We start from the raw sequence: 26,952 nt of genomic DNA on the forward strand, positions 1-26,952 counted from the left end.
AAGATCAGTACCGCTGAACCGTGCGGCAGGGCATGATTGGTCAGACCTGACCCGGGGCGTCCCCGGACGCCCTCGCCCCTGACGCGGTCTGGAGTGGGATGAAGTCCGTCCGAGTGTGGTGGGCCGTGGCGGCCGGAATCGCCGTGGTCGTGGCGGCCGCGGTCGCGACCGTGATCCTGCGTCCGGACCCCGCCGGGCCGGCGGCCTCCGCTCCGGCCGCGTCCCCGTCCGCTCCGGCGGTCTCCCCCGCCCCGTCCCCGCCCGCCGCGTCCCCGCCCGCCGCGTCCCCGCCCGCCGTGTCCCCGCCCGCCGTGTCCCCGCCCGCCCCGGCGCCTTCCGGCACGGTGCGGGACGTGCGGAGCGAGAACGCCGGCGGAAGGTCCCGGGACCTGACGTTCCACTCGCCCGCGCTGGGCCGTACCGCCAAGGCCCGCATCCTGCTGCCGCGCGGCTGGAAGCCGGGGTCGGGGCCGTGGCCGGTGCTCTACCTGCTGCACGGCTGCTGCGGTCCCGACCATCTCGGCTGGGTCGAGTACGGCGGCGCGGAGAGGCTGACGGCCGGCGCGCCGGTGATCGTCGTGATCCCGGAGGGCGGCCCGGCGGGCTTCTACTCCGACTGGCTGCGCGGGCCCAGGTGGGAGACCTTCCACATGACCGAGCTGCTGGGCGTGGTCGAGAAAGAGTACGGGGCCGGGGACCGGCGGGCGATCGCCGGGCTGTCCATGGGCGGTTTCGGCGCGATGTCGTACGCGGCCCGGCACCCGGGCGCGTTCCAGGCCGCGGCGTCCTTCTCCGGTGTGCTCGACCCCGAGGCCGGCCCCCAGGGGGTGATGGGCATCGTCCGGAGTCACGGCTTCGACCCCGGTGACCTGTGGGGCGTCCCCGGCGGCGCCGAGGACGTCTGGGCCGCGCACAATCCGCGCCGGCTGGCGTCCGCGCTGAAGGGCGTGTGGCTCTACGTCTCCTGCGGAAACGGTGATCCGGGACCGCTGGACGGCCCCGGCGCGACCGGGGACGGCGGCGAGCAGTTCCTGCTGGCCGAGGCGCGGAGCTTCGTCAAGCGGGTCCGCGAGGCCGGTCTGTCCGTCGAGACCGACTTCTACGGCGACGGCACGCACAGCTGGCCGTACTGGGAGCGCGCCCTCGAGCGCGCCCTGCCCGGCCTGCTGGAGGCGATCGGCGTCCGCTGAACCGGCGGCCTGGCCGTGACCCGGATAGGGCGGAGCCACTATGTTGCCCTGTATGCCGGAAGATCGGTTACGTGCACTGGCTCGGCGGTACCAGCTGCAGGCACCCCTCGGAGAGGGCGGCATGGGCGTCGTCTGGCGGGCCTGGGACGAGCTGCTCCACCAGCCCGTGGCCGTCAAGGAGGTCACACTGCCCGCCTCCCTGCCCGCCCCGGAACGGGAGCGGCGGGTACGGCGGACCCTCCGCGAGGCGCGCGTGGCGGCCCGGCTGCGGGACCATCCCGGCATCGTCACCGTCTACGACGTGGTCGAGGAGGACGGGCTGCCGTGGATCGTCATGGAACTGGTCGACGGCCCGTCCCTGGCCGAGGTGATCAGGACCGGGGGACGGCTGCCCGAGGCCCGCGTCGCCGAGCTCGGTCACCAGGTGATCTCCGCGCTGGCCGCGGCCGAGGCGGCCGGGGTCGTGCACCGGGACGTCAAACCCGCCAACATCCTGCTCAAGGACGGCCGGGCCGTGCTCACCGACTTCGGGATCGCGGCGGCGGCCCACGACGCCTCCGGCTCGACGGGGAGCGGCCCGCCCACCGGTGCGCTCACCGGCACGCCCGCCTACCTCGCCCCCGAGCAGATCGACGGCAGACCCGCCTCCGCGGCCTCCGACCTGTGGGCCGTGGGTGTCACGCTCTACCAGGCGGTGGAGGGCCGCAAGCCGTTCGAGCGGGAGAGCGTGGTAGCCACGATCGCGGCCATCGTCAATCAGCCGCCCGCGCCGTTCCGGTACGCGGACCGGCTCCGCCCGGTGATCGACGGCCTGCTCCGCAAGGACCCCGCCGGACGGCTGACCGCGCAGCAGGCGCTGACGCTGCTCGCGCCGGTGTCCACCGGGAAGCCGGCGCGCGGCCGGGTGGCCGTGGCGGCGGGACCGGTGCGCGGCCGGGTGGCCGTGGCGGCGGGATCGGTGCTGGCCGCGGCCGCCGTGACCACCGTGATCGTCTGGGGGGTGCAGCGGGGGGACGCCCGACCCGGGGTCACCCCGTCCGCGGGCTCCTCCGTACGGGAGACCGCCGCGGGCGGGCCCGTCCGGTCACCCGGCCAGGGCACGGCGGCGCCCTCCGATGCCGCGGCCTCGCTGCCACGCGGCTTCACCCTCCACACGGACTCGCGCGGATTCTCCATCGCGGTGCCCGACGACTGGACCAAGGACGAGTCCGGGAGCCAGGTGAGCTGGGAACGCCCCAGGGGTTGGATCCTCTCCTCCTCCTGGTACCTGGGCGCCTTCGCCCACCCGGAGAGGAAGGAGGCCAGGAGCCCGACCGCCCTGCTCGACGCGCTCCGCGTCGGCCTGCAGGACCAGAAGCTGATCGATCCCGCCTCCTACCGGGAGCTCAGCCGCAAGGAGGTCCCCTACCCCGACGGCCACGCCGCCGAGCTGGAGTTCCGCTTCTCCCATCCGGACGCCGCGGGCCGTTCCTTCCGCCTGTACGCCCGGTGTCTCGTCCGCGACTCCGGCGGCGTCGGGCTGTTCTGGTTCTTCGTCCCCGCGGGCGAGTGGGCCGAGGCCGGCACGCACCTCGACACCTTCGTCAGCACCTTCCGGCTCATCTGACCGGCCGAGGTAGAGCGCGGCAGAGCACGGCTCCCGCCCGTCCGCCACCGGAGCCGCGTCACGGGGCGGCCCCCGGCGCCCCCGTCTCCCCGCCGCTGCGGAACCGATTCACCATTCCCCCATATCGGCAGTATGGTAACTTGTTATCATGGTAACAGTCGAGCGGGTGCAGACGGGGTTCCGGATCGAGAAGAGCATGCTCAAGGTCCTCAAGGGCCTGGCCGAATACCTCGACATGCCCCTGGGAGACCTCGTGGAGGGCATCGTCCTGCACGCCTTCGAGGGCAGGCCCCCGTTCTCCCCGGAGACGATGGCCAAGATCGAACAACTCAAGGAGGTCTACTCCCTGACACTGACCTCCGCCGACGCGCACCGGCTGAAGGAGACACCGTGAAGCTCACCGGCACCCTCACCGTCCCGCTCCCGCCGGACGAGGCGTTCCACCTGTTCACCGCCCGCGGCGAGGAGAAGTGGGTGGACGGCTGGCGGCCCCGCTTCCCGGTCCCCGCCGAGGACGACACCGAGCCCGGCACCGTCTTCGAGACCGGCGCCCACGGGGAGGCGACCGTCTGGGTGGTGCTCGCCCGCGAGCCGGGCCGGAGCATCTCCTACGCCCGCGTCACCCCCGGCTCCCGCGCCGGGACCGTCACCGTGGCACTGGAGCCGGCCGGGAAGCACAGCGAGGCCGGGAAGCACAGCGAGGTCACCGTCACCTACGATCTGACGCCCCTCACCGACGCGGCCGCCCGGGAACTGGAGGAGTTCGCCGCGGGCTACCCCGCCTTCCTCGCCTCGTGGGGGACCGCCATCGAGGCCTGGCTGTCCACGATCCGGCCGGAGGGCCGGGACCACACGGCATGAGCCGGGGCCCCCTCGTCCGATCGCACCCTCACGGTGGGCAGGGCTGACGGGCGCGTGGGGACGGCCTCAGCCGCCGGCCGCCGGGAACACGTCCGAGAGGTAGACGGGCTGTCCGCTCTCACGGGCCCGGCGGGCGGCGAGGAGGCGGGGCACGGTGTGGAACGCGAGCCGGGCGGCCGCCTCGTCCCAGGGCAGGAATGCGGCGTCGTCAAGCTCGTCCTCCTGCAACCGGATCCCGGCGGGGTCGGCGACCGTACCGCCCTCGAACAGGAAGTTGACCATCGCCCGGGGCCGGTCGTCCACTGGCGGGGACCACTGGACGACGAGCAGTCCCCCGGCCCGCACGTCCAGGCTCAGCTCCTCGCCGATCTCCCGGGCCGCGCACTCCTGGGGCAGTTCCCCGGCCTCGACGATGCCTCCGGGGATCATCCAGTACGGCCGGTAGCTGGGCTTGACCACCAGCACCCGGTCGTCGGCGTCGGTGAGCAGCAGACAGGCGGAGACGAAGGCCGTGGGCAGCGTGGCGTACCACTGCTCCGGATCGAGGAGGGGCTTGCTCATCCAGATCAAGATACCCGCCGCACCCCTCCTCCCCTTCCCCTGAACCTGTCACCCCCGGTCCCGGCAATACCGGAAACCGGTCAGCGGTGGACACCGGGCCGGAAGGCGGCGGAAGCCGCAATGAGCGGGCCGTACCGGCGGCGCCCCTCGGAACGCGCCCTCCCCTGCCCATGGAAGCGATCGGCGCCCACGAAGAGAATGTTCGTCATTTCTCAAAAACCATCATTAGGCCGCTCGAGCCTCTCCTATCTCACTACCACCATGTACGGTATGAACTTCACAAAATCCTTTCTATAAACTGTCAGCGCCAGCCGAACAAGCACGGAACCTCCGCCTCCGCAAAGGCGTTCCAACCAACGAGCACGGTGAATATCCGGAACGTCGGGACCTCTTTCCTCTCGGCGCGCACGCGCCGCTCCACCGCAGCCAGGTCTCACATCCCGGGACATCGTCAACCGACCACCGAGGGTCCCAAGGAGTGCCCCATGCCGGTTGTCCTCGCCGTCCGGGCGGCGCGATCGGGTCAGAACCCGCCTGCGGAAAGTCCGATCCCAGACGTCCGCAAGGCGATGAGGATCCTGCTCGCGATCCTGATTCTGGCGACGACCGGCTGTTCGAGCACAGAGGTGAAGACCACGTACCACCCGATGTTCGTCCCCGTGAAGTTCGAATGGTCTCCCTCCGGGATCAAGGTGTCCGGCGAGAGCTCCATCGTCACCCCGATCGGGGTCTTCTCGATCGGGGCGGAATATGCGCTCCCAGAAAAAGCCGAAAACGCCGTATATGTCATCATCCGCGATGCGAAAGGCTCACCCGACAATCCGGACAGTCTCGGCTTCGATCACATCTATCTGCTCAAGGGAGGGTCCGGTCAGCTCACCGCCGTGGTGAACGGCACCTCCTCGATCCAGGTGGTCGACGGACAGGTGCTGATCGACGTCACCGCCGGAGACGTACAGACTGTCGAGTTCAAGGAGGCGCAGGTCACCACTCGCGAGCGCACCGCCGGGCCGCTGGACAAGTGGCACGCCTACTGGAAGTCCTCCTTCTACACCCCTTTCGCGCTGTCCCGGTGGGCCTACGATGATTCGACCATCTCAAGCTGGTTCGGGCTCGGATTCCTCTGGTTCCTGATCCGGCTCGTCGTGGCCCTGATCCTCGGCCTGGTCGATCTGGTCCTCACAGTGGCCTGCGTCGTCGCCGCGATCGCCTTCGTGCTCTTCGGCACCACGGGACAGAACATCGTCTACGGCCTGGAGGCCCTGCTGGTGCTCCTCGTCGCTTTCGCGGGCACCAATCTTCTCTAACCGGACAACTACCCACCGTCATGATCAACGGCATCTCCGGCTGCCGTGCTATCCGGGCGTGCGGTGGGCACGAAACCAGGGGGCGGCGAAGCCGACGAGGGAGCGCTGCCGCATCAGCAGGGCCGCCGAGTACCTCTTCGCCCCCGAGCTCGTGGTGCGCGGCTCGATCCTGGCCCGGTGGACGCCCGGGGATCGGGACGACGCGCCGCGGCTTTCTCTGGAAAGCTCCAACCGGGCCCCAGAGAGTGGTGTTGCGTCCCTTAAAGATATTTAGATCGCGATTATCGCCCTAATTTCCGGTTATGACATCGCTCGACAATCTGTCATTCCAACGGGGAAGGCACCATGACGAACGCCGATCAGAGTCGGGGCAGGGCCAAGGACCTCACCGGCAGGCAGTCCGGGAACGAGGACATGGCCAACCGGGGGCAGAGCAGCCAGGGCAGGACCCAGGGCAGGACCCAGGGCAAGCAGGCTGCGAAGAAGGGCAAGGAGGCCGGCAGGCAGCAGCCTGGCGAGTCCCCGCGGGACACCTTCACCCCGTAACGGATCACCTCGATTCACCCGGCGCCACGGGCGGGCTTCACGCCCCCCGTGGCGCTTTTCTCATCCCGGAACCCCGTCCGGCGGGAGCTCCACCCGCGCGGAAAGTTCAGATGAGCGACTCTGGACGTTCAGCTCGCACACCCCTTTCCGGTCACCCTCGTGGCTAGCGTTCTTAACACCCCAGCTCAGGGGCGCTGCCGTAGGTAAGAGGAGTCACTTTGCGAGTCCTGGCCGTCATCCCCGCCCGTGGAGGTTCGGCGGGTGTCCCGCTGAAGAACCTGGCCGCCGTAGGCGGAACTCCCCTGGTCGCCCGCGCGGTGAAGGCCTGCACCCAGGCCGAGCTGATCGACGGGGTCGTGGTCAGCACCGACCACGCGGAGATCGCCGAAGCCGCCCGCACCGCCGGCGCCACCGTCGTCGACCGGCCCGGTGAGCTGAGCGGGGCGACGGCCTCCAGCGAGTCGGCGGTGCTGCACGCGCTCGACCAGCTCTCCGTCACCCCCGAGGTGGTCCTGCTCGTCCAGTGCACCAGCGCCTTCATCGACCCGTCCGACCTGGACGCCGCGATCGCGCGGGTCCTCGACGGTACGGCCGACGTCGTCTTCTCGGGGCTGGAGACGCACGAGTTCCTGTGGGACGCCGCGAACGCGACCATGAAGGGCGTCAACCACGATCCGGCGTTCCGTCCGCGCCGCCAGGACCGGGAGCCGCACTACCGCGAGACCGGCGCGTTCTACGTGATGCGCACCGAGGGCCTGCGTGAGCACGGGCACCGCTTCTTCGGCTCGATCGCCGTGCAGCCGGTGCCCTCGCAGCACGCCGTCGAGGTGGACACCCCCGAGGACCTGGAGGTCGTCCGGGCCCTGGCGCCGTTCGTGGACCGGCCCGAGCCCATCGACGTGGACGCGGTGATCACCGACTTCGACGGGGTGCACACCGACGACCGCGCCTACGTCGACTCCGAGGGCCGCGAGATGGTCGCGGTCAGCCGTACCGACGGCATGGGCATCTCCCTGCTGCGCCGCTCCGGCGTCAAGCTGATGATCATGTCCACCGAGCACAACCCGGTGGTCGCCGCCCGCGCCCGCAAGCTCGGCGTCCCGGTCCTGCAGGGCCTGACCGACAAGCGGACCGTGCTGCGCGACTGGCTGGCCATCGAGGGCCTGGACCCGGCGCGGGTCGCCTACGTCGGCAACGACGTCAACGACCTGGGCCCGATGAGCGAGGTCGGCTGGCCGGTCACGGTCCCCGACGCCCACCCCAGGGTCCGCGCCGCGGCCCGGGTGGTGCTCACCCGGCCGGGCGGGGCGGGCGCCGTACGGGAACTGTGCGACCGGGTCCTCGCGGCCCGCCCGGAGATCGCCGAGGCCCCGGCCCACCGGACCGAGCTCCGACTGTCCCCGGTCGCCCGGCCGGTGCAGATCGGTGACGCGCTGGTCGGCTCGGACCAGCCGGTCTACGTGATCGCCGAGATCGGCATCAACCACAACGGCGACCTGGACATCGCGCGCCGGCTGATCGACGTGGCGGCGGACGCGGGCTGCCAGGCGGTCAAGTTCCAGAAGCGCACGCCGGAGATCTGCGTCCCGCTGGAGCAGCGCGACCAGATCCGGCAGACGCCGTGGGGCGAGATGACCTACATGGAGTACAAGATCCGCACCGAGTTCGGCGCGGACGAGTACAACGAGATCGCCAAGTACGCCGCCGAGCGCGACCTGCACTGGTTCGCCTCGCCGTGGGACGTGCCGTCGGTGGAGTTCCTGGAGGAGATGAACGTCGTCACGCACAAGGTCGCCTCGGCCAGCGTGACCGACCTTGAGCTGCTGCGCGCCCTCGCCGCCACCGGGAAGCCGATCATCCTGTCCACCGGCATGTCCACGCTGGAGGAGATCGACCAGGCCGTGGAGATCCTCGGCACCTCCAAGCTGGTGCTGATGCACGCCACCTCGACCTACCCGCTCCCTCCCGAGGAGGCCAACCTCCGCACGATCGCCACCCTCCAGGAGCGGTACGGCGTGCCGGTCGGCTACTCCGGCCACGAGCGCGGCCTGCAGATCTCGCTGGCGGCCGTCACGCTCGGCGCGGTGGCCGTGGAGCGGCACATCACCCTGGACCGCACCATGTGGGGTTCCGACCACGCCGCCTCGCTGGAGCCCTCCGGCCTTGAGCACCTGGTCCGCGACATCCGCATCATCGAGACCGCCCTCGGTGACGGCGTCAAGCGGGTCTTCCCGGGCGAGGAGGCGCCCAAGTCCCGCCTGCGCCGCGTCACGGTCTGACGGTCCACCGGTCGTCCACCGGTCTGACGACCCGCCGGTCCGACGGTTCAGCGGTGCCCCGGCCGGGCCGTCCCGCCGGAGGTCCGTCGCCCGCCCGGCGACGGGCCTCCGGCGGTTCCGCTCCCGTCCCGCGGCCGGGGCTCAGCCCTTGACCGTCAGCAGGGGACGCAATTCGACCACGGGGTCGGCGACCCCGGCCCGGCTCAGGCTCGAGACCACCGGGCCGATGTCCTTGTAGACCCACGGCGCCTCCTGCTTGAGGTCGCGGCGCCAGGCGGCCATCACGTCGGAACGGCGGGCTACGGCCGGGTCGCGGTGGTCGAGCGGAGTGACCACCCGGAACTCCCGCAGGAAGGCGTCCAGGGCCGCGTCGCTCGCGCGGACCGCCGCACCCCGCCGCACCCTGCGACCGGCGCCGTGGCAGGCGCTCGCCAGCGTCCGCGGGTTGCCCCGCCCGCGCATCACGTAGCTGGCCGCCCCCATCGAGCCGGGGACGATGACGGGCTCACCCCACATCGCGTACGGCCCGCCCTCCGCCTCGGCGTACCCACCCGCCGGCGTCGCGCCCTTGCGGTGCACGACCCGCTCGTCCCCGTACCGCCACAGCAGGTTGTGCGGGGCGTCGTACACCAGCTCCCCGTCCAGTTCCCCGCACTCGGCGGCCAGCCCGGCGCGCATCATCAGCGCGAGGAAGAACCGGTTGCCCACCGCGAAGTTCGCCGCGTTGCCGAACGCGTCGAGGTAGCGGCGCCGCGCCGGCTCCGAGCGCTCCCCCGGCATGATGGGGATGATCCTGTTGCCCGGGAGGGGGACCCCGCCGGGCCAGGCCGCCCGCGCCCGTTCCAGCCCCACGGCGTTGGCCCGCTGCCCCAGCGACAGGGAGCCGCTGTGCACCATCAGCACCACCTGGCCGAGGCCGAACCCCCAGGCGTAGGCGGCCTGGCGGTCGTGCACGGCCGAGACGTACTGCAGCTCGGCGAAGTGGTTGCCGCCGCCGACGCTGCCGATGACGCTGTCGTAGCTGGTGCCGCCCGCGCTGTGGATCCAGTCCCGGAACGCGTCCGCGGTCGCGGCCGGACAGTGCGCTCCGTGGATCCGGCCGGGCGCCGCGTCACCGGGCCGCAGCGCCCTCCACACCCCGTCCGCCTGCGGCGCCCCGGGAGCGGACGGCGCCCCGGCGCCGAGCAGTCCCGGCAGCCCCTCGCGCAGGAGCGCCTCCCGCTGGACGCCGGACAGCGCGATGCGCCGGCCGCCCTCGAAGAACAGATGCCGCAGCCGGCGTTCCAGCGCGTCCAGCCGGGGACGCACCCGGTCGACGGTCAGCGACGTCGTCTCCAGCCTCATCCCGCAGTTGACGTCGTTGCCGACCGCCTGGGGGATGAGCACCCCGCGGGTCTGGAGCACCGTGCCGATCGGGATGCCGGCGCCTTTGTGGACGTCGGGGGTGAGCACGACCCGGTCGATCTCCGCCCCCGTGTGGCCGGTGACCGCGCCCAGCCGCTCCAGGGTGTCGGCGGTCTCCAGCACGGTGAGTATCTCGTCGACGGCGCCGGACTCGATGGGCACGTCGGTCCCGGCGCAGATGTCCACCGGGATGCCCCACCGGTTGGGCAGGTGGAGCCAGTCGTCGTCGGTGCGGACCAGTCGCGGGTCCTGCTGGGGCACGGCGGGGCCGTGCCGTCGGTGATTCGCCATGTGGCCTTCCTGTGGGCTGCTGATGGAGGGGCCCGGTGCGGAAAGGGCGGGTCCCCCGGTCGACGGGCTCCGGATGAGCCCTGTGCACGAGCTCCGTCAACGAACTGCGTGGATGGACTCCGTCAACGAGCTTCGGACGGGCTTTTGCGCAGGGGAGCCGGGATGCGATCCGGGCAGGCTTCGCGAACGGGTCGCGCCACCGCACCGATGGCGCGGAGAACCGGCGGGCACGCCGGACGGCGCGCCGGTGTCAGGACCGGCGGCGGACTCCCCGGGGTTCAGCAGCCGCGAGGTGGGACCAACGCTAACAGCGGCGTCCTGCGGGCCCAACCGGTTTTACCGTCCACGTCCCTCTACCGGCCCGTACCCCTCTACCGGCCCGTGGCCCTTGCCGCCCGCACCGCCGCACCGCCCGCGTCCCCGAGTGTTCACCGCCGCGTCCCGGCGCGTTCAGCCCGGACACTTCAGAGATCGCTACGGTTCAGGCGTCCGCACCCGTGCCGAGACCCGTGAGGGAAGAACTTGATCAAGCTGTCGGTCGTCGTCCCGGTGCGGGACGCCGAGCTCTACATCTCCGACGCGCTGACCTCGCTGGCCGGGAACGCGCACCGGGATTTCGAGTTCATCATCGTGGACGACGGATCGGTGGATCAGACCGGGCAGGTCATCGAGGACTTCCGCGACGACCTACCCGGCCTCGTCGTGCTGCGGAACGAGACCCCGACGGGGCTGGCCGACGCCCGCAATCTGGGGCTCTCGCTGGCCTCCGGCCGCTACGTGACCTTCATGGACGGCGACGACTGGCTCGCCCCCGGCTACCTCGCCGACCTGGTCGGCGCGATCGAGCGGCTCGGCTGCGACTTCGTCCGGGTGGACCACGTGCAGGCGGAGGGCCGCAAGCGGGTGATCCACCGGGCGCCGCTGGCCGTACGGGAGACCGTGCTCAAGCCGCGTGAGCACATCCTGCCCGCCCGGTCGAAGACCATGGTCGACTATCCCTACGCCTGGGCCGGAATCTACCGCCGCGACCTGGACGAGCTGCTGACCTTCCCGGGGCGCCTGCACACCGCCGAGGACCGCCCCTGGATCTGGCGGCTGCACCTTCAGGCGAGCTCGTTCGCGGTGGTCTCCCTGACCGGCCTCTTCTACCGGCGGATGGTGCCCGGCTCGCTGACCCAGATCGGCGACGAGCGCCAGCTGCACTTCTTCGACGCCTTCGAGCTGGTCTTCGACGACCTGCCGGAGGAGTTCGGGGCCAAGGCCGTCCGCCAGTTCTGCGCGCTGCTGGCCCACCATCTGGAGCTCGGCGAACGTTTCACCCCGGAGCTGCGCGCCCGTTTCGAGCGGCGGGGCGCGGACGCCCTGCGGCGGCTCCCCGCGGACCTGCTGGCGGCCACCAGGCTGGACCCCGAACGCGACGAGATCCTGCGCCGGCTGCTGGAGGCCCGGTGACCTGCCCACCACGACCGGAGTCCACGGCCCCGGCCCACCGGCCCGGACCGGCGACGAGCGGAGAAAACCGATGACACAGCTGTTCTACGCCTCGACGCTGTTCGGCGCGATGACGCTGGCCGCCGCACTGGACGAGGGCGTGTTCGGGGCGCACGAGGACCGCAGGATCCTGCTGGTCTCCACCAACGCGGCCATCCCGGAGATCACCCCGTCGCTGGACCGGGCGCCCGGCTTCGCCGCGCTGCGCCCGCGCTTCGACGAGGTGTGGTCGTGGAACGAGATCGTGGCGCCGCTGCACCCGTCGGACTGGAAGGCCCGGGTCGTCGAGGTGCCGATGATCGGCCGTCTGCTCCGTTCCCACCTGTCCCTGGACGACGGCCCGGACGAGCTGATCGTGGAGTCCGTCGCGGTCCCCCCGGCGCGGACCATCGCCGGACTGATCCGGGACTGCCCGATCACGGTCTACTCCGACGGCCTGATGAGCTACGGCCCGACCCGTGACCCGCTGCCCACCGAGATCGCCGGGCGGATCACCCGCCTGCTCCACCTGGACCTGGTGCCGGGTCTGTCACCGCTGCTGCTGTCGGAGTACGGCGTGCCCGCGCGGATCATCGGGGATGAGGCGTTCCTCCGGGTTCTCACCGAAGTCTCCGCCGCATCGCAGACCGGCGCGGCGGGGAACGGCGCGTCAGCGAACGGGACCTCGGAGAGCAGCGCGCCGGAGAGCGGCCGGGCGATGATCCTCGGCCAGTACCTGTCGGCGCTCGACATCGTCACCCCCGAGGAGGAGACCGCGCTCCACGCGGACATGCTGCGCGGCCTGGCGGCCCGGGGATTCGGCTCCGTGCTGTTCAAGCCGCATCCGGCCGCCGGCCGCCGGCACGCGCGGGAACTGCGCGCGACGGCCGCAGAGCTGGGCGTCCGGCTCGACGTGGCGGACGGGACCGTCCCGGCGGAATCGTCCTTCGCGGCCCTGCGGCCGGAGCTGGTGGTCGGGTGTTTCTCCACCGCGCTGGTCACCGCCCGGCGCCACTTCGGCCTGCCGGCGGCGACCGTCGGCGGGGAGCTGGTGCTGGAGCGGCTGGCGCCGTACGAGAACAGCAACCGCATCCCCGTCACGATCACCGACGCCCTCCTGCCCCGCCTGGGGACCGACGGATCCCTGGAGGAACCCCCTGAGGCCGACCTGCCGGGCCTGGTCCACGCGGTCGGCTACTGCATGCAGAGCGACGCCTACCCGGACCTGCGCGGCACCGCCGAGGACTACCTGTCCGCCCACGGCCCCGCCCGCTACTTCAAGCGCCAGCGCCTGTCCGCCCTGGACCTTCTCCCCCCCACCCCGCCGTCCCTCGCCGCGGCGGTGCCCGGAACCCTCGGCCGGCTCCGCCGCCGGCTGTCCCGGGCACTGTCGTAGGGCACCGGTGACGCGCCTCAGGCCGGGCGGGGCGCGGGTGCGCGGCGAGGCGCGATCAACCCGGGCGTACGGCGACGGCACCCACCCGGGCTGATAACGCCACCGGTGCCGATCTCGACCACCTCGGCTTCGAGGGCCCGCATCTCGCCGAAGGCGTGCTCGCACAGCGCGATGCCCGCGCGGTGCCGCCCGCGGCCCGGTGTCGGACGGCGAGCCGGCCCTCAGCGGCGGATGCGCCAGGCGGCGAAGCGCTCCATGGCGACCACGACAGCCTCCGCCGGGAACGGTGTGGAGCGAATATCCCGTCGTGCTCCCCCGGACTCACCCCAGTGCCTTCAGGTAGCGGCGCATCCGACGCTTGGCCCGGTAGCCGACGCGCAGCACCTTGGGCGGCACCTCGACGCGGAGCCGGGCGCGGCGGCGGGCGGCGGCGTGCTGCGGGCCGTCGAGCAGTGAGCGGGCCGGTTCGAGGCGGCCCGAGCGGGCCTGGCCGACGAGGGTGACCAGCCTGCTCGCCCAGTCGTTCTCCGAGCCGGCGTGGAAGTAGTTGGCCCGGCACCATTCCGCGTCCGGGGTGTGGAAACGTCCCTGGGACAGGTCGTCGAGGGTGCCGAGCACGCCGCTGCCCTCGAAGACCAGATTGATCATTTCGGCGCTGACCCCGAAGTCCGAGAGCACCAGCAGCGGAACGGACTGGGCGATCGCCTCCAGCGCCGCGGTGGAGCTGACCGTGACGAACCCGGCCGCGTGGGCCAGGTGCTCGTGCATCGGCCCCACCGCGAAGCGGAGCGCGTCCTCGCTCCCGCCCAGCTCCCGCCAGAGGCGCTGGTAGTGGTGGCGCTCGTTGTGCGTCTGCCGTTCCCCGTCCAGCGCGCGGAGCTTGACCACCACGTCCAGGTCCGGTCGCCGTCCCGCCAGTTCGGCCAGGGAGGCCAGGATGCGCTCGCGCTCCTCGCGCCGCTTGGGCACCTTGGCCTGGGTGGCGAAGACGATCCGGTTGCGCGGCCCGGTGACGGGGACCTCGCCGCTCTCGTGCAGGAAGGGCAGGCGGGCCAGCCCCACCTGACCGCCGCCGCCCAGCCGCCGCCCGACCTCCGTGAACTCCCGCACCTCCCGCCCGCTGTGCAGCACGAACAGCTCGCATCCGCTCCGGAACAGCCAGGCCTTCTCCGTCGCCGGGATCGAGACGCCGGGCAGTCCGGAGACGAACACCGGTCTCGGCGACAGACCCGCGAGCACGTCCGCGGCCAGGATGTCCACCACGGGTCCGGTACAGGCCAGCAGGATCGCGTCGGGCCGGAATCGCTCGGCCGTACGGCGCAGCGCCCGAGCCGACAACACCGGCGGGTCGCCCGCCTGCGCCCCGGGCCCGCCTCCGGCCTGCGCCCCGGGCCCGCCTCCGCCCTGCGCCCCGGGCCCGCCTCCGCCCTGCGCCCCGGGCCCGCCTCCGCCCTGCGCCTCGGGCGCGGCCGGGCGGAACCACGGCGCCCCCGCCACGGCGGCGTGGATCTGCGCCGGGGACGGTGTGATGGGTGTGCGGATCACCGCCAGCTCCGTCGTGCATCCCTCGGGCAGGTCACCCAGCAGGCAGGCGGCCCACTTCAGGTAGGAATCCGAGTCGGCCACGGCCAGGACTTTCAACTGCTGACTCCAGTGTCGTGATGGGCGAACATCGAAAGATGGGAGCGCAGCGACGGGGCGGCCTGGGCGGTCCACCACTCGTCGGGGACCTCCACCGTCTCCACCGCCACGCCCCGCGCCCCCAGCAGGACCCGCAGGGAGGTGACCGCGGTGGAGGGCAGGCTCAGCACCCGCTGCTCGGCGGCCAGCCCGCGCAGGGTCATCTCGGCGGGCACCCCGCCGTCGTAGACGGTGATCCCGGGCTGCTCCCGGACCCGGGCCAGGTCCTGGGGATCCTCCCTCCGGTGCGGGAAGTAGGCGACCGGCCCGTCCGAGCCGAGACCGGCCAGCCAGGTGAAGTAGCGGTCGCGGTGGATGAGGCCGTTGCGGACCAGCGAGGTGCCCAGGACGACGGTGCGCTCCTCGGGGCGGGGCCGGCGCAGCGGCTGGGAGCGCAGCCAGGCGAACTCGTGGGTGACCAGCTCGGCCCCGGTGTCCCGGACGGCCCGCGCCAGCGCGTCGGGCACCGGCAGCGCGGTGAAGATCGACAGTTTGCCGGAGCGGGCGGCCAGCCGGAGCCGGAGACCGGCCGCGACGCCCAGCACGGTCCGCAGCGGCCCGGCGGTGGCGCGGGCCCGCAGCAGCGGCGCCCCCACGCGCCCGGAGAGCAGTTCCAGGAGCCTGATCGTGGCCAGCCCGTCATCGACGATCACGACGCGGCGCGGGAAGGCGGTGATCCAGGCGAGCTGGACCTTCCCGGAGAAGGCGTCGCCGACCACCCAGGTCGTGTGCCGCCCGGGCCGCGGCATGTCCGGCTCGGGCTCGGCCAGTTCCAGGCCCTCCGGCAGGGAGAGCCGCCCCAGTTCCCGCCGGGTGACGGCGAGCGGGCGCAGCTTCGCCCGGGGCAGCAGTCTGGTCCGGGCGCCCAGCAGTCCCGCGTGGTGGGCCTCCACCGCGCAGAGCATCTGCAGCGGGGACTCCACCCAGGCAACGGCCGAACCCTGCTCCCGCGCGTGGTCTCGACCGTCTTCCTCCACGCCGGGCGATGACCCGTTCACGACCCGCCCACCGTAGCCGGGCGGCCTTACGCGGCCGGGAACCGGAGGTGAACACCGGACCACACCGTGCCCTGCCCGACTCCGTCGGGACACCGCCGGCCGCCGGCGAGGCTCTGCCGGATCACACCGTTGCACACCGGGCCGCGGCCGCCTAGCGTGGTGTACGAAACGGTTCCGTACACTAATCACCGCATGACGAGGAGCGAACCATGTGGACACCCGCCGACATCCCCCGCCTGACCGGCTCCACCGCGCTGGTCACCGGGGCGAACAGCGGCATCGGCGTGCCGACCGCCCTGGAACTGGCCAGGCACGGCGCCCGGGTCGTCATGACCGCACGCGATCTCACGAAGGGCCGGGCCGCGCTGGAGGCGATCAAGGCGGAGGTCCCGGAGGCGGACGTCGAGCTCAGGCGGCTGGACCTGGCCGATCTGAAATCGGTGCGCGAGTTCGCCGCCACCGTGGACGAACCGCTCGACGTGCTGGTCAACAACGCCGGGGTCGGCCTGATCCCCCGCAGCACCACCGCCGACGGCTTCGAGACGCAGTTCGGCACCAACCACCTGGGTCATTTCGCGCTGACCGGGCTCCTGCTGCCCCGGCTGCTGGCCAGGCCCGGCGCCCGGGTGGTCACCGTCTCCAGCGACGCGCACGCCCTCGGCAGGATCGACTTCGACGACCTCGGGCTGGAGCACGGCTACAACAGGTTCTCCGCCTACGGCCGCTCCAAGCTGGCCAACCTGCTGTTCACCCGCGAGCTCCACCGCCGGGCGGAGGGACGTCTGCTCAGCGTGGCCGTCCACCCCGGCACGACGCTCACCGGCATCGTGAAGCTGGGGGTGTTCACCCGGCCGTTCATGACGCTGGGACGGCTCTTCATCCAGTCGGCGGAGAAGGGCGCGGTCCCCTCTCTCTACGCGGCCACCTCCCCGGCCGTCCGCGGCGGCCAGTTCATCGGTCCCGGTCCCAGGGAACTGCGGCCCAGGCCCCACGCGCTGGACGAGGCCGTGGCCCGGCGGCTCTGGGAGACGTCGGAGGAGCTCACCGGCGTACGATTCGAGATGTTCGACCCGCACGTCTAGGCATTCGGAGGCACTTTGCGTCTTGACCCGTCCCGTGAGCGCGCCATCCTCGACGCGACGCAGGAACTGCTTGCGGAGGTCGGGTTCGAGCGGATGTCCGTCGACCAGATCGCCAGACGCGCCGGCGCCAGCAAGGCCACGATCTACCGCAGGTGGCCGGGGAAGGAGGCGCTCGTGGTGGACCTGGTCTGCAACCATCTGGAGCTCGATGTCCCGGCGCCGCCCGACACCGGGACGATGCGCGAGGACCTCGTCGAGGCGGTCACCGGCTTCTGCGACGTCCTGCGGCGTAAGCACAGCATGATCGTCGGGCTCCTCCCCGGCCTGCTCACGAACCCCAACCTGGCCGGGGCTCTGCGCGACAACGTGCACCGCCCCGACATCACCGGCACCGTCCCGCTGCTCGACCGCGCCCGGGAGCGGGGCGAGCTGGCCGGCGCGATCGATCCGGCGCGGCTCAGGACGGTGGTCGAGGCGCTGGTCTGGCACCGGCTGCTGATCACCGGCGAACCGCTGGACCGGACGTTCGTCGAGGGCGCCGTCGACGGGACGCTGCTCCCCCTGATCCGCTCCTGGGCCGGTACGGGATCATAAAAAGCATGGACTTCGTCACTCTCAACAACGGCGTGCGGATGCCACAGCTCGGTTTCGGCGTCTGGCGGGTTCCCGACGCCGAGGCGTACACGGCGGTGACCGCCGCCATCGAGGCGGGCTACCGCAGCATCGACACCGCCAAGCTCTACCGCAACGAGGAGGGCGTGGGCCGCGCCGTACGCGAGTCGGGCGTGCCACGCGAGGAGCTGTTCGTCACGACCAAGCTCTGGAACGACGACCACGGTCACGACGCGGCGCTGCGCGCCTTCGACGCGAGCATGGACCGGCTCGGCCTGGACTACCTCGATCTCTACCTGATCCACTGGCCCCTCCCCGCGCTGGACAAGTACGTGGAGACGTGGCGGGCGCTGGAGCGGCTCCACTCCGAGGGCCGGGTCCGGGCCGTCGGGGTCTCCAACTTCCCGGTGGAGCACCTGGAACGGCTGCTCGGGGAGAGTGAGATCGTCCCCGCGGTCAACCAGATCGAGCTGCACCCGATGCTTCCCCAGGCCGAGCTGCGGGAGTACCACGCCGCCCGCGGCATCGTCACCGAGGCGTGGAGCCCGCTCGGCCAGGGCGGGAGGCTGCTGGACGAGCCGGTCCTGGGCAAGCTCGCCGACAAGCACGGCAGGAGCCCGGCCCAGGTGGTGCTCCGCTGGCACCTTCAGCTGGGCAACGTGGTGATCCCCAAATCGGTCACGCCGTCCCGCATCGCGGAGAACATCGACGTCTTCGGCTTCGAGCTGGACGCCGATGACATGGCGGCGATCGCCGGGCTGGACAGCGGCACGCGCCTGGGCCCGGATCCCGCCGCTTTCAACCGGGCGGGCTGACCGTCCGGCCGGAGGAGGCTGTTCCCGGCCCCGACCCCGGCCCCGGCCCCGGTCCCGGTCTCCGGCGGCCGGCCCAGCCCCACATCAACCCATTTTCCAGGACTTTTACACTTTTTTGTCGACAGCAGGAGCGTGCGGGGACGCCGAGAGGCGTTCCCGCCCTCCGCTTGGCCAGACCTTGCCCGTGCGCCGCTCATCCCACCGGCCCGCCCGCCGATGGGATGAGCACGGACGCCTAATCCGCGAACCCGCGGAGCCGGGAACCCATGTGTTCCCCGGGGTGAATCGGCGCGCCTGCGCGCCGTAGGGCACTTCCCAGCCCGAACCCGTCAGCTAACCCGGTAGGCACTGGAAGCCGAGCAAGGAGTCGTATCCCTCCATGGGCAAGCACCGCCGAGTTCCCCCGCCCAAGAAGCGCCACCTGACCCGCGTCGCGGTCGGCATGTCGGTCGCGCTCACCGGCGGCACCGCCACCGCTCCCTCCGCGCTCGCCGACACCGGGACGGGCCGGCCCCTCAACGCTCCCGCCACCGGGGCGTCCCAGGCCGCCCGGACGGCGCAATCGCCCGCCGCCAGCCCCAAGACCCGCCTCCAGGTCATCGCCGAAGGGCTGCCCAAGGTCTCGGCCGGGCAGTTGCTGGCCATCGCCGAGCAGCAGATCGGGATCACGGAGAACGCCGCCGGCGGCGGCACCAAGTTCCACTCCTGGTACATGAGCTCTCCCCGGGTGCAGGAGACCATCGCCCGCGACGGCGGCAGTGTGAACGGGTACGCCAACGCCCCCTGGTGCGACATGTTCGTCTCCTGGGTCGGCGCGCAGGCAGGCATCCGCCCCACCGTCGGCTGGGACGCCTACACCGTCACCCACGCCCAGTGGTTCAGGAACAACGGGCACTGGGGCACCCAGGCCGAGCCGGGCGCGGTCGTCTTCTTCGACTGGAAGGGCGGCCAGAGCGTCTACGGGATCGACCACGTCGGCTTCGTGAAGAGGGACAACGGCGACGGCACGATCACCACGATCGAGGGCAACACCGGCAACGGCAACGTCGAGCAGCGGGTCCGGCCGAAGTGGCAGGTCGTCGGGTACGGCTACCCGGTCTACAGCGGCTGATCGCATCCACCGCGCGAGGGGTACGGCTCATGCGAGCCGTACCCCTCGCGGGTTTCAGAGCCGCCGGCGGAGCACGCCGACCGGTCCCCCGCGGCGGTGCCCGAGATCACAGTGTGGATCTTTACCTGCCGGAAGGCCCGGCAAGCGTGCAGTTTTGCGCAGAGACGGATCGTCCTCCTCCCCGACCATGAGGACGAAAGGTGAGCAGGACTCGACTTGACCCGCTCGCCACCCCATCTCACACAAGGAACCGCACATGAACACCCTCAAGCGGGGCGCGATGCGCCTGACCATGCTCGGCGGCCTCGTCGCCGCCCTGACCGCGATCCCCGGCACCGGTCAGGCCGCCATCGCCCCCGGCGACCTCATCGTCGAGCGCGTGTCCGGCGCCATCACGATCGTGCCCGGCACCACCGCGGTGAACGACACCGTGGAGGTGCTCAAGGCGGGCTCGGTCTTCCGCGTGACCAACACCACCGGAACCCTGAAGGCCACCCCCGGCAAGGGCTGCACCCAGGTCAACGCCAAAGTGGTCGACTGCGGCACCGGCGTCACCGGCCTGTCGGCGAACCTGGGCGGCGGCGACGACACCTTCACCGCCCGCGTCCCGCTCACCGGCGCGGTCAGCGGCGGCGACGGCTCCGACGTCTTCAACGCGGGACTGTCCACCGGCGGCGGAACCACCCTCACCTACCAGGGCGACGCCGGATCCAGAGACATGGTCAGCTACGCCCAGGCGAACGTCGGCGTCTTCATCAGGAAGGACACCGTCAACAACGACGGACGCAACGCCGGCGGGAACATCGACCGCGACAAGGTGCTCGGTGACGTCGAGGTCGTCGTGGGCAGCCGGTTCGGCGACACCATCGAGGGCGACAACGCGCCAGAGATCATCAACGGTCTCGGCGGCAACGACCGTCTCACCGCCAACGGCGGAAACGACCGTATCGTGGCCGCCGACGGAGGCTTCGACGCCGCGGTGAGCTGCGGCTCCGGCACCGGCGACATCGCGGACGCCGACGCGGCCGACCAGCCGACCGGTTGCGAGACCGTCAACAGCTGACCCGAGCCGGTGCGCTCCCCCGGGAACCGCACCCCGGCACGGCGCCGCACCGTCCCACCCCACACCCCGCGAGCGGCCTCCCCGCTCGCGGGACCATTGGCATCCGCCATTTCCCCTGTCTTCGCAAGCGGAAAATGGCGGCCGAATACCATTTATCACGAGAATTCGCGCCGACGTCATCATCGTCGCCCATCGGGTGCCCTCCCGCTTCCGCCGGCCGTCCGTCCCGGCCCGGCGCGTTCCCCGTCACCCCGCCCGAGGAGGCCGGGGTGATCACGGCCGGTCACCGCGAGGTCCGCCGTACCTCCAGGCCAGGAGGGCCCGCCATCCCGGCAGGGAGCCTCCGGCCTGGGACCGGCGTTTCAGGGGTTCACCAGCGGAAGTCTCCTTTTTATTTTATTTCGCCATAAGTTCATCTCAGTTATCCGATGCCGGCTCGCCGGGCTTTCCGGAGAACGACCTCCACCCACCCCGCACCGCCGGCTCGGGTGCTCGGCCGCCGAGCCGTCTGGCCGCCCCGGCGACCGCGACGCCCCGTGCGCGCGGCCACGCACGAGCCGCTCGCGACGTCTGCACTCACAGTGATCACAGGTCCTCAGGGCGGCATATGAGGCGGGAAGCACCCCGATGACACCTCGCGCTATGGGAGCGCTCCCAACAACTCATTTGGGGCCTTTGCCATAGTTAAGAGCTCTCTGAGCCGAGCATGTAGCCGCGATGTAACGGTTGAGTTTCGAGATATTGACGCCCGCGTGGCACTTCGTCCACTCTTCGTGGGAGCGCTCCCAAACACGCTGACGAACCACCCGCCGCGGACTGAGCTGTCGGGGACAGTCTGCGGCGCCACCTCCCATCGATTCGGGCGACCACCTGAGAGGGGTCCGGAATGTTGAACACCAAGCGGCAGGGCAAGCTCGCCGCCATCGCGGTTCTGACGGCCAGCGCCATGGCCCTCACCGCCTGCGGCTCGGACGAGCCCGCCGCCACGAACGCCGGCGGCGGTTCCTCCGCCCCGGCCGAGCCGGTGACCATCACCGTCCACACCTTCGGCGGCGGCAACAACTTCGGCTACGGCGAGGCCGTCAAGAAGTGGAACGCCGAGCACCCGAACATCCAGGTCAAGCACGAGAACCTGACCGACCGGTTCGAGGACGTCTACCTGCCCCAGCTGCTGCAGAAGCTGCAGGCCGGCAGCGGCACCGGCGACATCGTCGGCATCGACGAGGGCGCCATGGGCCTCATGAAGGCCCGCCCGCAGTTCTTCACCGACCTCGGCCAGTACGGCCTGGACAGCCGCAAGGCCGACTTCCCCGCCGCCAAGTGGGAGAACGGCATCAACAAGGACGGCAAGCTGTTCGCCCTGGGCACCGACATCGGCGGCATGGCCATGTGCTACCGCAAGGACCTGTTCGAGAAGGCCGGCCTGCCGGGCGACCGCGAGGAGGTGGGCAAGCTCTGGCCGGACTGGAACGCCTTCATGGAGGTCGGCAAGAAGTTCCAGGAGAAGGTGCCGGGCACCAAGTTCCTCGACGGCCCGAACACGCTCTACAACACGATCCTGTCGCAGGAGGCGCCGAAGAACGGCAACATCGCCTACTTCGACACCAACAACCAGCTCGTCATCGACAAGAACCCGGCCATCAAGACCGCGTTCGACACCGTCAAGTCCTTCAGCGAGGCGGGCCTGACCGCCAAGCTGGCCTCCTTCACCAACGAGTGGAACGCCGGTACCAAGAAGGGCGCCTTCGCCGTCATGGGCTGCCCCGCCTGGATGGTCGGCGTGATCGAGGGCAACGCCGGTGAGGAGAACAAGGGCAACTGGGACGTGGCCGCGGTTCCCGGCGGCGCCGGCAACTGGGGCGGCTCCTACCTGGCCATCCCGGCGCAGAGCAAGCACCCGAAGGAGGCCGCCGAGGTCCTGAACTACCTCACCGGCAAGGACGGCCACATCGCGGCCTTCAAGGAGGCCAACGCCTTCCCGAGCTCCCTCGTCGCGCAGAAGGACCCGGCGGTGGCGGACAAGACGAACCCGTACTTCAACGACGCGCCGGTCGGCAAGATCTTCGGCGCCTCGACCGAGGGTCTGCTCCCGGTCTTCCTGGGTGAGAAGCACGCCCAGGTGAAGACCGCCGCGGAGAAGGTCCTGGAGGGCATGGACAAGGGCTCGATCCCCTACGCCGAGGCCTGGGACAAGTTCATCGAGGCCGGCACCAAGGCAGCGGGCTGACCCCCTCTCCCCCGACGGGCCCGACGGCGGCCACCCCGCCGCCGGGCCCGTCGCCCTGCCCTTCGCTGAAAGGCTGACCGATGACCCTCAACGTCGACGCCCCCGCTCCGGCGCGGAAGACCGGCCCCCGCCGGTCCTCCGGGAACCGGGGCGCGAAGCGGGGCGGCAACGGGCTCGCCAGGTTCGACCTCCGGGCGACCCCCTACTTCCTCGTTTCACCGTACTTCCTGCTCTTCACGCTCTTCGGCCTCTTCCCGCTCGGCTACACCCTCTGGGTGTCCCTGCACGACTGGGAGCTCGCCGGGGACAAGACCTTCCTCGGGCTCGACAACTACACCGAGCTGATCGCCGACGAGGCCTTCTGGAACGCGGTGGTCAACACCGTCGGAATCTTCGTCATCGCCACGATCCCGCAGCTCGTCATGGCGCTGCTGCTCGCCAACGCCCTCAACAAGCGCATCCGGGGCCGGCTGTTCTTCCGCCTGGGCATCCTGCTGCCGCTGGTGACCTCGGTCGTCGCGGTCGCCGTGGTCTTCACCCAGCTCTACGGCCGCGACTACGGAATGGTCAACTGGGTCCTGAGCCTGTTCGGCGTCGAGGCCATCGAGTGGCAGAACCAGAGCTGGTCGGCGTGGATCGCCATCGCCACGATGATCGACTGGCGGTGGACCGGCTACAACGCCATCATTCTGCTGGCCGCGATGCAGACGATCCCCAAGGACCTCTACGAGGCCGCCTCCCTCGACGGCGCCTCGCCCCGCCGGCAGTTCTGGCAGATCACCGTCCCGATGCTCCGCCCGACGCTCATCTTCGTCGTCTTCGTCTCCACCATCGGCGGCCTGACCCTGTTCGCCGAGCCGGTCATGTTCGAGGGCAACCCGACGATGGCCGGAGGCGCCACCGGCCAGTACCAGACGGTGGCCATGTTCATCGTCAAGGAGGGATTCCGCGACTTCGACATGGGCTACGCCTCGGCGGCCGCCTGGATGCTGTTCGCGCTGATCCTCATCGGCATCCTGATCAACTACTCCTTCACCCGCCGCATCGGGGGTAACAAGTGACCGCGATCCAATCCCGGCGGCGCCCGGCGGCGCCCGCGGCGGCGGCCAACCGCATCTGGGACGCGGGCCCGCTGACGAAGGCGGTCCTCGTCTTCGCGCTCGTGCTGTCGGCCTTCCCGATCTACTACATGTTCGTCATGGCCACGCGGAGCAACGACGAGGCGCTCGACACGCCGCCGCCGCTGCTGCCCGGCGGCAACCTCGGCGACAACGTCCAGCGGCTGCTCGAGAACGAGAGCGCCTATTTCGGCACCGGCCTGATCAACTCGATCATCATCTCGACCACGGTGACCGTCTCGGTCGTGCTCATCTCCACCCTGGCCGGCTTCGCCTTCGCCAAGCTGAGGTTCCGGGGCAGCAAGATCCTGCTGGGCTCGATCCTGCTGACCATGATGGTCCCGCTCCAGCAGATGGGCATCGTCCCGCTCTACGAGATGATGGTGACCCTGGGCTGGACCGGCCAGATCCAGGCGGTGATCCTGCCCTTCCTGGTCAACGGGTTCGGCGTGTTCATGATGACGCAGTACACCTCCCAGGCGGTGCCGGACGAGCTCGTCGAGGCGGCCCGCGTCGACGGCGCCTCCACCATGCGGATCTACTTCAACGTCATCCTGCCCGCCGTACGGCCCGGCATGGCGGTTCTGGCGCTGCTCACCTTCATGCAGAACTGGAACGAGTTCCTGTGGCCGTCGATCGTGCTGAACCCGGACAACCCGGTGGTGCAGACCTCGATCGCCGCACTCAACCAGGCGCACGGCACCGACTACGTCATGCTCTTCACCGGCACGGCGGCCTCGGTCCTCCCGCTCGTCATCGTTTTCGTCGTGTTCGGCCGCCAGATCGTCGGCGGCCTCATGGAAGGTGCGGTCAAGGCGTGACCACGCAAGAGACGCATATTCAGAGCCCGGTCCTGCTCTTCCCGACCGACTTCGTCTGGGGCGCGGCCACCTCCGCCTACCAGATCGAGGGCGCCGTCACCGACGACGGCCGCGGCACCTCCATCTGGGACACCTTCGTCCGGCAGCCCGGCCGGGTGGTCAACGGCGAGAACGCCGACGTGGCCATCGACCACTACCACCGCTACCGCGACGACGTCGCGCTCATGGCGGAGCTGGGACTGGGCGCCTACCGGTTCTCGATCTCCTGGCCCCGGGTCCAGCCGGACGGCAGCGGTCCGATCAACGCCAAGGGGCTCGACTTCTACAGAAGGCTCGTCGACGAGCTGCTCGCCAAGGGCATCGACCCGTGGGTGACGCTCTACCACTGGGACCTGCCGCAGGCGCTGGAGGACGCGGGCGGCTGGCCGTCGCGGGACACCGCTCACCGCTTCGCCGAGTACGCGGCCCTCGTGCACGACGCGCTGGGCGACCGGGTCCGCAACTGGAGCACGGTCAACGAGCCGTGGTGCGCGGCCTTCCTCGGGTACGCCTCCGGTGAGCACGCCCCCGGGCGGCGCGAGCCTGCGCAGGCGATGTTCGCCGCCCACCACCTGCTGCTCGCGCACGGCCTGGCCGTGCAGGCCATGCGGGCCCAGGGGAGGAACACCAGGATCGGCGGCTGCGTGAACCTCTACGCGATCTCGCCGCAGACCGGCTCGGAGGCCGACCTGGACGCCGCCCGCCGCATCGACGGGCTGCAGAACCGGTTCTTCCTGGACGCGCTGCTGAAGGGCCGCTATCCCGAGGACGTCCTGACCGACCTCGGCTCGATGGCGGGCTTCGCCCAGGAGGGCGACCTGGCCCTGATCTCCGCCCCGCTGGACATGCTGCTGATCAACTACTACAGCCGTTTCACCGTCTCGGGCGTTCCCGGCGGCGCGGCCTCGGCCGCGGCGGCCCCCACCGACGCCGGTTCCCCGTGGGTGGGCAGCGAGCACGTGTCGTTCGTCAACGGGGGACGGCCGGTCACGGCCATGGGCTGGGAGATCGACGACTCCGGCCTGGAGGAGATCCTGCTCCGCCTGGCCCGGGAGTACCCGAGGGTCCCGCTGGTCATCTCCGAGAACGGTGCCGCCTTCGACGACGTCATGACCGGCGACGGGACCGTGTCCGACCCCGAGCGCCTGGCCTACATCGACGCGCACCTGCGCACCTGCCACGCCGCGATCGAGGCGGGAGTCCCGCTCCAGGGGTACTTCGCCTGGTCGCTGATGGACAATTTCGAGTGGGCCTGGGGATACGGCAAGCGCTTCGGCCTGATCCACGTGGATTATGAGACCCAGCGGAGAGTGCCCAAGGAAAGCGCACTCTGGTATGCCGAGACCATCAGGCGCGGAGGCCTGAACGGTCCGGCACAATAAGTCGCTACCGAATATTCACTTTCATGGGGGCGAACATGAACGGCGGCCGTCGTCCGACGCTCGAGGCGGTCGCCGCCCTGGCCGGTGTCGGCAGGGGCACGGTTTCGCGAGTCATCAACGGCTCGCCGAAAGTGAGCGAGAAGGCCCGCGAGGCGGTCCACCGGGCGATCGACGAACTGGGCTACGTCCCCAACCGGGCCGCCCGCGCGCTGGTCACCCGGCGCACCGACACCGTCGCGCTGGTGGTCTCCGAGTCGGAACTGCGCGTCTTCGACGAACCGTACTTCGCCGGGACCATCCGCGGCATCGGCTCGGCGCTGTCCGAGACGGGCCTGCAGCTCATCCTGGCCATGGCCCAGTCGGCGCAGGAGCACGAGCGGCTGGAGCTCTACCTGACCGGGCAGCACGTCGACGGGGTGCTGCTGATCTCGCTGCACGGCGCCGATCCGCTGCCCGGGCGGCTGGAGGCGATGGGCGTGCCGACCGTCATCGGCGGCCGTCCCCTCGGCCTCGACCCCTACAGCTACGTCGACGCCGACAACCGGGCCGGTGCCCGGCAGGCGGTGAAGTACCTGCTGGCCAAGGGCCGGCGCCGGATCGCCACCATCGCGGGCCCGCAGGACATGGGCGTGGGCGTCGACCGTCTGGCGGGCTACCGCGACGCGCTGCTCGCCACCGGGGTACCGGAGATCGTCGCCTACGGCGACTTCAGCGAGGAGAGCGGCATGGCCGCCATGCGAGGACTCCTGGCCGTCCATCCCGACCTGGACGCGGTCTTCACCGCCTCCGACCCGATGGCGCTGGGCGCGATGCGAGTGCTGCGCGAGGAGGGCAAGGACATCCCCGGCGACGTCGCGGTGATCGGCTTCGACGACTCCCCCGCCGCCGCGCACTCCGTCCCCGCCCTCACCAGCGTGCACCAGCCCACCGAGGCCATGGGCCGGCAGATGGCCCACCTGCTCGTCTCCCGGATCAACGGCGAGCACCTGGAGCAGCCCGTGGTGATCCTGGACACCCACCTGGTCGAGCGGGAATCCGCGTGATCGTGATCCCGGCGGCCCGGTCGCGCGGCTGACGCCCCCTCCCCCTTCCC

General features: G+C 71.1%; 23 protein-coding genes and 1 riboswitch. Of the genes, 19 read left to right on the top strand and 4 right to left on the bottom strand.

The genetic code is table 11. The features are described from left to right. The first annotated feature begins 98 nt into the window (after positions 1–98). From IEZ08_RS02080 to IEZ08_RS02095, 4 genes are all read left to right on the top strand, one after another. Positions 99–1,190, top strand: coding sequence for an alpha/beta hydrolase (locus IEZ08_RS02080; protein WP_189241543.1), 1,092 nt, complete (start codon positions 99–101; stop codon positions 1,188–1,190). 52 nt (positions 1,191–1,242) lie between these two features. Beyond that, complete coding sequence (locus tag IEZ08_RS02085) at positions 1,243–2,796, top strand: serine/threonine-protein kinase (RefSeq protein WP_268249307.1); 1,554 nt, start codon at positions 1,243–1,245, stop codon at positions 2,794–2,796. A 148-nt stretch (positions 2,797–2,944) separates the two neighbouring features. Next, complete coding sequence (locus IEZ08_RS02090) at positions 2,945–3,190, top strand: hypothetical protein (RefSeq protein WP_068922991.1); 246 nt, start codon at positions 2,945–2,947, stop codon at positions 3,188–3,190. After that, complete coding sequence (locus tag IEZ08_RS02095) at positions 3,187–3,657, top strand: SRPBCC family protein (protein ID WP_068922990.1); 471 nt, start codon at positions 3,187–3,189, stop codon at positions 3,655–3,657. The genes IEZ08_RS02090 and IEZ08_RS02095 overlap by 4 nt, the downstream gene beginning before the upstream one ends. Before the next feature lie 66 nt (positions 3,658–3,723). Here IEZ08_RS02095 and IEZ08_RS02100 read toward each other — a convergent pair whose 3' ends face one another. Next, positions 3,724–4,218, bottom strand: coding sequence for an NUDIX domain-containing protein (locus tag IEZ08_RS02100; protein WP_068922989.1), 495 nt, complete (start codon positions 4,216–4,218; stop codon positions 3,724–3,726). A 170-nt stretch (positions 4,219–4,388) separates the two neighbouring features. Between IEZ08_RS02100 and IEZ08_RS02105 the strand changes: the two genes are divergently transcribed. The 3 genes from IEZ08_RS02105 (at position 4,389) to IEZ08_RS02115 (ending at position 8,350) form a co-directional block, all read left to right on the top strand. Beyond that, positions 4,389–5,525, top strand: coding sequence for a hypothetical protein (locus IEZ08_RS02105; protein WP_189241544.1), 1,137 nt, complete (start codon positions 4,389–4,391; stop codon positions 5,523–5,525). A gap of 345 nt (positions 5,526–5,870) precedes the next feature. After that, positions 5,871–6,071: a hypothetical protein gene (locus IEZ08_RS02110; RefSeq protein WP_068922987.1), complete on the top strand. Its 201-nt coding sequence runs from the start codon at positions 5,871–5,873 to the stop codon at positions 6,069–6,071. 218 nt (positions 6,072–6,289) lie between these two features. Then, positions 6,290–8,350, top strand: coding sequence for an N-acetylneuraminate synthase family protein (locus tag IEZ08_RS02115; RefSeq protein WP_189241545.1), 2,061 nt, complete (start codon positions 6,290–6,292; stop codon positions 8,348–8,350). Positions 8,351–8,491: 141 nt separating this feature from the next. On the opposite strand, the gene IEZ08_RS02120 is transcribed toward IEZ08_RS02115, so the two are convergent. Then, positions 8,492–10,045, bottom strand: coding sequence for an RtcB family protein (locus IEZ08_RS02120; RefSeq protein WP_084779994.1), 1,554 nt, complete (start codon positions 10,043–10,045; stop codon positions 8,492–8,494). A 522-nt stretch (positions 10,046–10,567) separates the two neighbouring features. Between IEZ08_RS02120 and IEZ08_RS02125 the strand changes: the two genes are divergently transcribed. After that, a complete protein-coding gene (locus IEZ08_RS02125) occupies positions 10,568–11,497 on the top strand; it encodes a glycosyltransferase family 2 protein (protein ID WP_068922986.1) in 930 nt (309 codons plus the stop codon). A 70-nt stretch (positions 11,498–11,567) separates the two neighbouring features. Then, positions 11,568–12,911 carry an alpha-2,8-polysialyltransferase family protein gene (locus IEZ08_RS02130; protein ID WP_189241546.1) on the top strand — a complete coding sequence of 448 codons (1,344 nt, stop codon included), beginning with the start codon at positions 11,568–11,570 and terminating at the stop codon, positions 12,909–12,911. 321 nt (positions 12,912–13,232) lie between these two features. On the opposite strand, the gene IEZ08_RS02135 is transcribed toward IEZ08_RS02130, so the two are convergent. Further along, the gene (locus IEZ08_RS02135; RefSeq protein WP_229802863.1) at positions 13,233–14,552 is read right to left on the bottom strand and encodes a DUF6716 putative glycosyltransferase; all 1,320 of its coding nucleotides are present in this window, start codon (positions 14,550–14,552) and stop codon (positions 13,233–13,235) included. Further along, positions 14,549–15,589 (bottom strand): hypothetical protein, encoded by a 1,041-nt coding sequence (locus IEZ08_RS02140; protein ID WP_189241547.1) that lies wholly within the window; start codon positions 15,587–15,589, stop codon positions 14,549–14,551. Before IEZ08_RS02140 ends, IEZ08_RS02135 begins: the two co-directional genes overlap by 4 nt. Before the next feature lie 209 nt (positions 15,590–15,798). Between IEZ08_RS02140 and IEZ08_RS02145 the strand changes: the two genes are divergently transcribed. From IEZ08_RS02145 to IEZ08_RS02190, 10 genes are all read left to right on the top strand, one after another. Then, the gene (locus tag IEZ08_RS02145; protein WP_189241548.1) at positions 15,799–16,671 is read left to right on the top strand and encodes an oxidoreductase; all 873 of its coding nucleotides are present in this window, start codon (positions 15,799–15,801) and stop codon (positions 16,669–16,671) included. A 15-nt stretch (positions 16,672–16,686) separates the two neighbouring features. After that, entirely contained in the window at positions 16,687–17,265 is a 579-nt protein-coding gene (locus tag IEZ08_RS02150; RefSeq protein ID WP_068922981.1) for a TetR/AcrR family transcriptional regulator, read from the top strand. Between the two features lie 5 nt (positions 17,266–17,270). Beyond that, positions 17,271–18,098 (top strand): aldo/keto reductase, encoded by an 828-nt coding sequence (locus tag IEZ08_RS02155; protein WP_229802864.1) that lies wholly within the window; start codon positions 17,271–17,273, stop codon positions 18,096–18,098. A gap of 222 nt (positions 18,099–18,320) precedes the next feature. Beyond that, a riboswitch (cyclic di-AMP (ydaO/yuaA leader) is annotated at positions 18,321–18,461 on the top strand. Positions 18,462–18,477: 16 nt separating this feature from the next. Beyond that, positions 18,478–19,209, top strand: a complete 732-nt coding sequence (locus IEZ08_RS02160; protein WP_068922979.1) for a CHAP domain-containing protein — start codon at positions 18,478–18,480, stop codon at positions 19,207–19,209. A gap of 256 nt (positions 19,210–19,465) precedes the next feature. Beyond that, on the top strand, positions 19,466–20,272 hold the full coding sequence (locus IEZ08_RS02165) for a calcium-binding protein (RefSeq protein ID WP_189241549.1): 807 nt from the start codon (positions 19,466–19,468) through the stop codon (positions 20,270–20,272). 886 nt (positions 20,273–21,158) lie between these two features. Next, positions 21,159–22,499, top strand: coding sequence for an ABC transporter substrate-binding protein (locus tag IEZ08_RS02170; RefSeq protein WP_068922977.1), 1,341 nt, complete (start codon positions 21,159–21,161; stop codon positions 22,497–22,499). 80 nt (positions 22,500–22,579) lie between these two features. Beyond that, complete coding sequence (locus tag IEZ08_RS02175) at positions 22,580–23,560, top strand: carbohydrate ABC transporter permease (RefSeq protein WP_068922976.1); 981 nt, start codon at positions 22,580–22,582, stop codon at positions 23,558–23,560. Next, positions 23,557–24,438 carry a carbohydrate ABC transporter permease gene (locus IEZ08_RS02180; RefSeq protein WP_068922975.1) on the top strand — a complete coding sequence of 294 codons (882 nt, stop codon included), beginning with the start codon at positions 23,557–23,559 and terminating at the stop codon, positions 24,436–24,438. The genes IEZ08_RS02175 and IEZ08_RS02180 overlap by 4 nt, the downstream gene beginning before the upstream one ends. Beyond that, positions 24,435–25,859: a GH1 family beta-glucosidase gene (locus IEZ08_RS02185; RefSeq protein ID WP_068922974.1), complete on the top strand. Its 1,425-nt coding sequence runs from the start codon at positions 24,435–24,437 to the stop codon at positions 25,857–25,859. The genes IEZ08_RS02180 and IEZ08_RS02185 overlap by 4 nt, the downstream gene beginning before the upstream one ends. Positions 25,860–25,894: 35 nt before the next feature. After that, a complete protein-coding gene (locus tag IEZ08_RS02190; protein ID WP_084780966.1) occupies positions 25,895–26,902 on the top strand; it encodes a LacI family DNA-binding transcriptional regulator in 1,008 nt (335 codons plus the stop codon). Positions 26,903–26,952 lie beyond the last annotated feature (50 nt).

The organism is Planobispora rosea (genome assembly GCF_014648175.1).
GTDB classification, from domain to species: domain Bacteria; phylum Actinomycetota; class Actinomycetes; order Streptosporangiales; family Streptosporangiaceae; genus Planobispora; species Planobispora rosea.

Bases quoted from the DNA above. Each gene is read 5' to 3' on its own strand.
- IEZ08_RS02080 (WP_189241543.1), top strand. From the start codon at position 99: ATGAAGTCCGTCCGAGTGTGGTGGGCCGTGGCGGCCGGAATCGCCGTG.
- IEZ08_RS02085 (WP_268249307.1), top strand. From the start codon at position 1,243: ATGCCGGAAGATCGGTTACGTGCACTGGCTCGGCGGTACCAGCTGCAG.
- IEZ08_RS02090 (WP_068922991.1), top strand. From the start codon at position 2,945: ATGGTAACAGTCGAGCGGGTGCAGACGGGGTTCCGGATCGAGAAGAGC.
- IEZ08_RS02100 (WP_068922989.1), bottom strand. From the start codon at position 4,218: ATGAGCAAGCCCCTCCTCGATCCGGAGCAGTGGTACGCCACGCTGCCC.
- IEZ08_RS02105 (WP_189241544.1), top strand. From the start codon at position 4,389: ATGGAAGCGATCGGCGCCCACGAAGAGAATGTTCGTCATTTCTCAAAA.
- IEZ08_RS02110 (WP_068922987.1), top strand. From the start codon at position 5,871: ATGACGAACGCCGATCAGAGTCGGGGCAGGGCCAAGGACCTCACCGGC.
- IEZ08_RS02120 (WP_084779994.1), bottom strand. From the start codon at position 10,045: ATGGCGAATCACCGACGGCACGGCCCCGCCGTGCCCCAGCAGGACCCG.
- IEZ08_RS02130 (WP_189241546.1), top strand. From the start codon at position 11,568: ATGACACAGCTGTTCTACGCCTCGACGCTGTTCGGCGCGATGACGCTG.
- IEZ08_RS02145 (WP_189241548.1), top strand. From the start codon at position 15,799: ATGTGGACACCCGCCGACATCCCCCGCCTGACCGGCTCCACCGCGCTG.
- IEZ08_RS02155 (WP_229802864.1), top strand. From the start codon at position 17,271: ATGGACTTCGTCACTCTCAACAACGGCGTGCGGATGCCACAGCTCGGT.
- IEZ08_RS02160 (WP_068922979.1), top strand. From the start codon at position 18,478: ATGGGCAAGCACCGCCGAGTTCCCCCGCCCAAGAAGCGCCACCTGACC.
- IEZ08_RS02165 (WP_189241549.1), top strand. From the start codon at position 19,466: ATGAACACCCTCAAGCGGGGCGCGATGCGCCTGACCATGCTCGGCGGC.
- IEZ08_RS02170 (WP_068922977.1), top strand. From the start codon at position 21,159: ATGTTGAACACCAAGCGGCAGGGCAAGCTCGCCGCCATCGCGGTTCTG.
- IEZ08_RS02175 (WP_068922976.1), top strand. From the start codon at position 22,580: ATGACCCTCAACGTCGACGCCCCCGCTCCGGCGCGGAAGACCGGCCCC.
- IEZ08_RS02190 (WP_084780966.1), top strand. From the start codon at position 25,895: ATGAACGGCGGCCGTCGTCCGACGCTCGAGGCGGTCGCCGCCCTGGCC.